Annotated in this window: 5 protein-coding genes; all 5 read left to right on the top strand. The window is 72.8% G+C overall.

Going from position 1 to position 4,928, the window contains the following annotated elements:
* The first annotated feature begins 208 nt into the window (after positions 1–208).
* The 5 genes from ABT085_RS43635 to ABT085_RS43655 all read left to right on the top strand — a co-directional run bounded on the left by ABT085_RS43635 (position 209) and on the right by ABT085_RS43655 (position 4,791).
* Complete coding sequence (locus ABT085_RS43635; RefSeq protein ID WP_502982971.1) at positions 209–796, top strand: TraR/DksA family transcriptional regulator; 588 nt, start codon at positions 209–211, stop codon at positions 794–796.
* A 100-nt stretch (positions 797–896) separates the two neighbouring features.
* Positions 897–1,592: a signal peptidase II gene (lspA, locus tag ABT085_RS43640; RefSeq protein ID WP_351621965.1), complete on the top strand. Its 696-nt coding sequence runs from the start codon at positions 897–899 to the stop codon at positions 1,590–1,592.
* Between the two features lie 43 nt (positions 1,593–1,635).
* Entirely contained in the window at positions 1,636–2,580 is a 945-nt protein-coding gene (locus ABT085_RS43645) for an RluA family pseudouridine synthase (protein WP_351621969.1), read from the top strand.
* Positions 2,577–3,053, top strand: a complete 477-nt coding sequence (locus ABT085_RS43650; protein WP_384727435.1) for a GNAT family N-acetyltransferase — start codon at positions 2,577–2,579, stop codon at positions 3,051–3,053. Before ABT085_RS43645 ends, ABT085_RS43650 begins: the two co-directional genes overlap by 4 nt.
* Before the next feature lie 151 nt (positions 3,054–3,204).
* The gene (locus tag ABT085_RS43655) at positions 3,205–4,791 is read left to right on the top strand and encodes a Na+/H+ antiporter (RefSeq protein ID WP_351621972.1); all 1,587 of its coding nucleotides are present in this window, start codon (positions 3,205–3,207) and stop codon (positions 4,789–4,791) included.
* Positions 4,792–4,928 lie beyond the last annotated feature (137 nt).

The following is a 4,928-nucleotide window of genomic DNA, read 5'->3' on the forward strand; positions in this document are numbered from 1 at the left end:
CGTGGGGGAGGCGGCGGTGGTGGCGTGGGCCGCCAGGTGCCGGTCCACCGCCCTGGGGGCGGCCGCCCGCAGGACCTCGGCGGCCGCCAAGAAAACGGCCCGCTAGACGGCGGCGGCCGCGAACGACACGGCCCGCAAGGCCGCGGCGGCCGCCGACGGCACGGCCCGCAAGGGTGCGAACGGCACGGAGGGCAGGACGGCGGCGGCCGTGAACAGCGCGACCCGCAGGACCGCGGCCGCCGCCAAGGGCGCGGCCGGGAAGAGGACGGCCAAGAAGGTGGGCGCGGCGCAGGCCGCGGAGCAGACGGGAGCCACGACAGTGGTTGCGAAGAAGACTCCTGGCACGGCCACTGCGGCGACGACCGCCGTCCCCAAGGCGCGGTTCTCCGCGGCGGAACCCGGCGAGCTCGCCGTACGCCCCGGCGAGGACCCCTGGACGCCGGAGGAGGTCGAGGAGGCCCGTTCCGAGCTGCTCTCCGAGGCGGAGCGGCTGCGGGCCGAGATCCACTCGTCCGAGGAGTCGCTGGTGGGCCTGATGCGGGACTCCGGGGACGGCGCGGGCGACGACCAGGCGGACACCGGCACCAAGAACATCACGCGGGAGCACGAGATGGCGCTGGCCGCCAACGCGCGCGAGATGCTGGTGCAGACCGAGCGTGCCCTGCAACGGCTGGACACGGGCACGTACGGCCTGTGCGAGACCTGCGGCAATCCCATCGGAAAGGCCCGTATGCAGGCCTTTCCGCGGGCCACCCTGTGCGTGGAGTGCAAGCAGAAGCAGGAGCGCCGGTCCTGACCGGCGTCGGGTGACCTGCCGTACGCCTCCTGCGCACAGTGCTCCTACGAGGTGTGCCGTACCCTCGTGCTCAGTCAGGCACCTAGGTTGAGGGACTCACGTGGCAGAGGCGGAGCGGATCATCGGTACGCCGGACATTCCGGACGCGGCGCGGGCCGGGCGGGACGAGTCCGGCGAGCGCGCGGCGTCGGGCGGGAACCCGGTTCCCGAGGGGGCCACGGCCCCGGCCGGCGGGTCCGGCACCGAGGGCACGGCAGGGCCGGAGACGGCCGGGCCGGAGACGGCACAGGCCTCCGGCGAGCGGCCCCGGGGCAAGCGGCGCATCGCCGTGCTGTTCGGGGTGGCCGCGTTCGCCTACCTCCTCGACCTGGTCAGCAAGCTGCTCGTGGTGGCCAAGCTCGAACACCACGCTCCGATCGAGATCATCGGTGACTGGCTGAAGTTCGAGGCGGTGCGCAACGCGGGTGCCGCCTTCGGGTTCGGCGAGGCCTTCACCGTGATCTTCACGGTGATCGCGGCGGCGGTGATCGTGGTGATCGCCCGGCTCGCCCGCAAGCTGTACAGCCTGCCGTGGGCGATCGCCCTCGGTCTGCTGCTCGGCGGCGCGCTCGGCAACCTCACCGACCGGATCTTCCGTTCGCCGGGCGTCTTCGAGGGGGCGGTCGTCGACTTCATCGCGCCCAAGCACTTCGCCGTATTCAACCTCGCGGACTCGGCGATCGTGTGCGGCGGCATCCTGATCGTGCTGCTGTCCTTCCGGGGTCTCGATCCGGACGGGACCGTCCACAAGGACTGAGCACGCGTTCGGGACTGTCGCACCCGTCCTGCATACTCGACGGGTGAGCACGATTCCCGATATCCGTACCCTGCCCGTGCCCGACGGCCTGGAGGGCGAGCGTGTCGACGCCGCCATCTCCCGCATGTTCGGCTTCTCCCGTACCAAGGCCGCGGAGCTCGCGGCGGCGGGGAAGGTCTCGGTCGACGGCTCGGTGGTCGGAAAGTCCGAGCGCGTGCACGGCGGGGCCTGGCTGGAGGTCGAGATGCCGCAGGCGCCCGCGCCGGTGCAGATCGTCGCCGAGCCGGTCGAGGGCATGGAGATCGTGCACGACGACGACGACGTGGTCGTGATCGTCAAGCCGGTCGGTGTCGCCGCGCACCCGAGCCCCGGCTGGACGGGTCCGACGGTCATCGGCGGGCTGGCGGCCGCCGGGTACCGCATCTCGACCTCCGGCGCCGCCGAGCGCCAGGGCATCGTGCACCGCCTCGACGTCGGCACCTCCGGCCTGATGGTGGTCGCCAAGTCGGAGTACGCGTACACGTCGCTCAAGCGCCAGTTCAAGGAGCGCACGGTCGACAAGCGCTACCACACGCTGGTCCAGGGCCACCCGGACCCGACCAGCGGCACCATCGACGCGCCCATCGGCCGTCACCCGAACCACGACTACAAGTGGGCGGTCACGGCCGAGGGCAAGCCCTCCGTCACCCACTACGACCTCATCGAGGCGTTCCGCGCGGCCTCCCTGCTCGACGTGAAGCTGGAGACCGGGCGCACCCACCAGATCCGCGTCCACATGTCCGCCCACCGCCATCCGTGCGTGGGCGACCTGACCTACGGCGCCGACCCGACGCTCGCCAAGCGGCTGCGGCTGACCCGCCAGTGGCTGCACGCCGTGCGGCTGGGCTTCGAGCACCCCGGGGACGGGCAGTGGGTCGAGTTCGGCTGCGACTACCCCGAGGACCTCCAGCTCGCTCTGGACCAGGTGCGCGAGGAGACCTACGCGTGAGTCTGTCGGTCGTCTCCTACGACGTGCGGGTGGCCGAGGACGCCGCCGACCGCGAGGCCTGCTTCACGGTGCGCAAGGAGGTCTTCGTCCGCGAGCAGGGCGTGCCCGAGGACATCGAGTACGACGCCTACGACGCCGTGGCGGTGCATGTGCTGGCGATCCGGGCGGACGGGGTGACGCTCGGCACCGGACGGCTGCTGTACGGCGAGGAGGCCGCGGCGAAGACCGGCGGTGACCCGTCGGTGGGGTCGCTGGGGCGGCTCGCCGTCGCCCAGGCGGCGCGCGGACTGGGTGTCGGGGCCGCGCTGGTGCGGGGCATCGAGGAGGCCGCACGCGCGCGCGGCCTGGCGGCGGTGGACCTGCACGCGCAGACGCACGCGCTGGGGTTCTACGAGCGGCTGGGGTACGAGGCGTACGGCCCGGAGTTCCCCGACGCCGGCATCCCGCACCGGGCGATGCGGCGCGCCCTGTAGGCCCTGCCGCCCGGATCGGACCGGCGTCCGTACGACATGCAGGACGGCCAGACGACAGGCCCTGGCCGGAGGCGGTGAACGGGCCGGTGGGAGGGGTCGCATGGCAGGCTGAGGGTCTGCTGTGTGAACGTCGACTCCCGGAGCGCTGACCGTGGATCAGTTGGCCCTGCTGTTCGTGCTGCTGCTCGGGGCCGTGGTGAGCGTTCCCGTGGGGGACCGGTTCGGGCTGCCGGCGCCGGTGCTGATGACGCTCGTCGGCATGGTCCTCGCGGTGCTGCCGTTCGTCCCGAATGTCAACATCCAGCCCGATCTGATCCTGCCCGCGCTGCTGCCGCCGCTGCTGTACGCGGCGGTGCGGCGGACCTCGTGGCGGCAGTTCGCGGCCAACAAGCGGCCGATCTTCCTGCTGGCCGTGGCGCTGGTGTTCATCACCACCGTGTGTGTCGCGGCCGTCGCCCACTCGATCGTCCCCGGGCTGCCGGTCGCCGCCGCGGTGGCGCTGGGCGCGCTGATCGCCCCGCCCGACCCGGTGGCCGCGACCGCGGTCGCCGGACAGCTCGGGCTGCCGCGCCGACTGGTGTCGATCCTGGAGGGCGAGGGCCTGTTCAACGACGTCACGGCCATCGTGCTCTACCACGTGGCGATCGCCGCCGTCGTCAGCGGGACCTTCTCGCCCTGGCAGGCCGGGCTCGACCTGGTGCTGTCCGCCGTCGTCGCGGTCGCCGTGGGGCTCGCGCTCGGCTGGGGCGCCAACCGGCTGATGGACCTGCTGGAGGACCCGACCCTCCAGATCGGGCTGACGCTGCTGGTGCCGTACGCCTCGTACGTGCTCGCGGAGGAGCTGCACGGGTCCGGGGTGCTGGCCGTGCTCACCACCGCGCTCTTCATCTCCGAGTACGCGGCCGACCCCGACGACGTGCTGGCCCGGCTCGCCGGGCACACGTTCTGGGACATCGTCGACACCCTCGTCACCGGTGTCGCCTTCGGGCTCATCGGCCTCGAACTGCACAACGCGATCCGTACGGCGGTCGGGCGGTGGGGCGAGCTGCTCGGCTGGGCGGCGGCCGTCGTGGCCGTGGTGGTGCTGGTGCGTCTGGTGTACCTGCTGCCCGCCACCTGGCTGACCAAGCGGCTGCACGCCAAGCGGGACTACGACGAGGAGATCCCGATGAGCTGGCGGGAGACGGTCGTCATGTGGTGGGCGGGAATGCGCGGGGTGGCCTCGGTGGCGCTGGCGCTGGCCGTGCCGCTGCGCACCGAGGACGGGTCGCCGTTCCCCGACCGGGACGAGATCGTGTTCATCGCGTTCGGGGTGATCATGGCGACGCTGGTGCTCCAGGGGCTGACGCTGCCGTGGCTGGTGAGACGGCTCGGGGTACGGGCCGACACGGACCGGGAGAAGGAGTTCGAACGGGATCTGGCGGTCCGCGCGGCGAAGGCGGCGAAGCGGCGGCTGCGGGAGATCGAGGAGGTCGAGGAGCTGCCGGAGGAACTGTCCGAGCAGATGCTGCGGCGGGCGTTCGACATCGGGGTGCGGATCAGCCCGGACCTGGGCGAGGAGGAACGGCGCGAGGCGCACCTGCAACGGGCGCGCCGGCTCAAGCGGGTGCGGCGGATCCAGGGCGAGATGCTGAGCGCCGCGCGGCACGAGGTGCTGGCGGCGCGCAGCGAGCCGGGCGCGGACCCGGAGGTGGTGGACCGGGTACTGCGACACCTGGACGTACGCAGCCTCAGGTGAACACGTCCGCGCCGCCGACGGCCACTCCTGCGGCGGCACCGCCGGGCCTCCGCCCGGAACCCACGGGGCCTTGCCCGGAAGCTGTCGGGCCTCCGCCCGGAACCTGTCGGGCCTCCGCCCGGGACCCCCGCCGGGCG

This window comes from Streptomyces sp. NPDC002265 (genome assembly GCF_040296125.1).
Classification (GTDB): Bacteria; Actinomycetota; Actinomycetes; order Streptomycetales; family Streptomycetaceae; genus Streptomyces.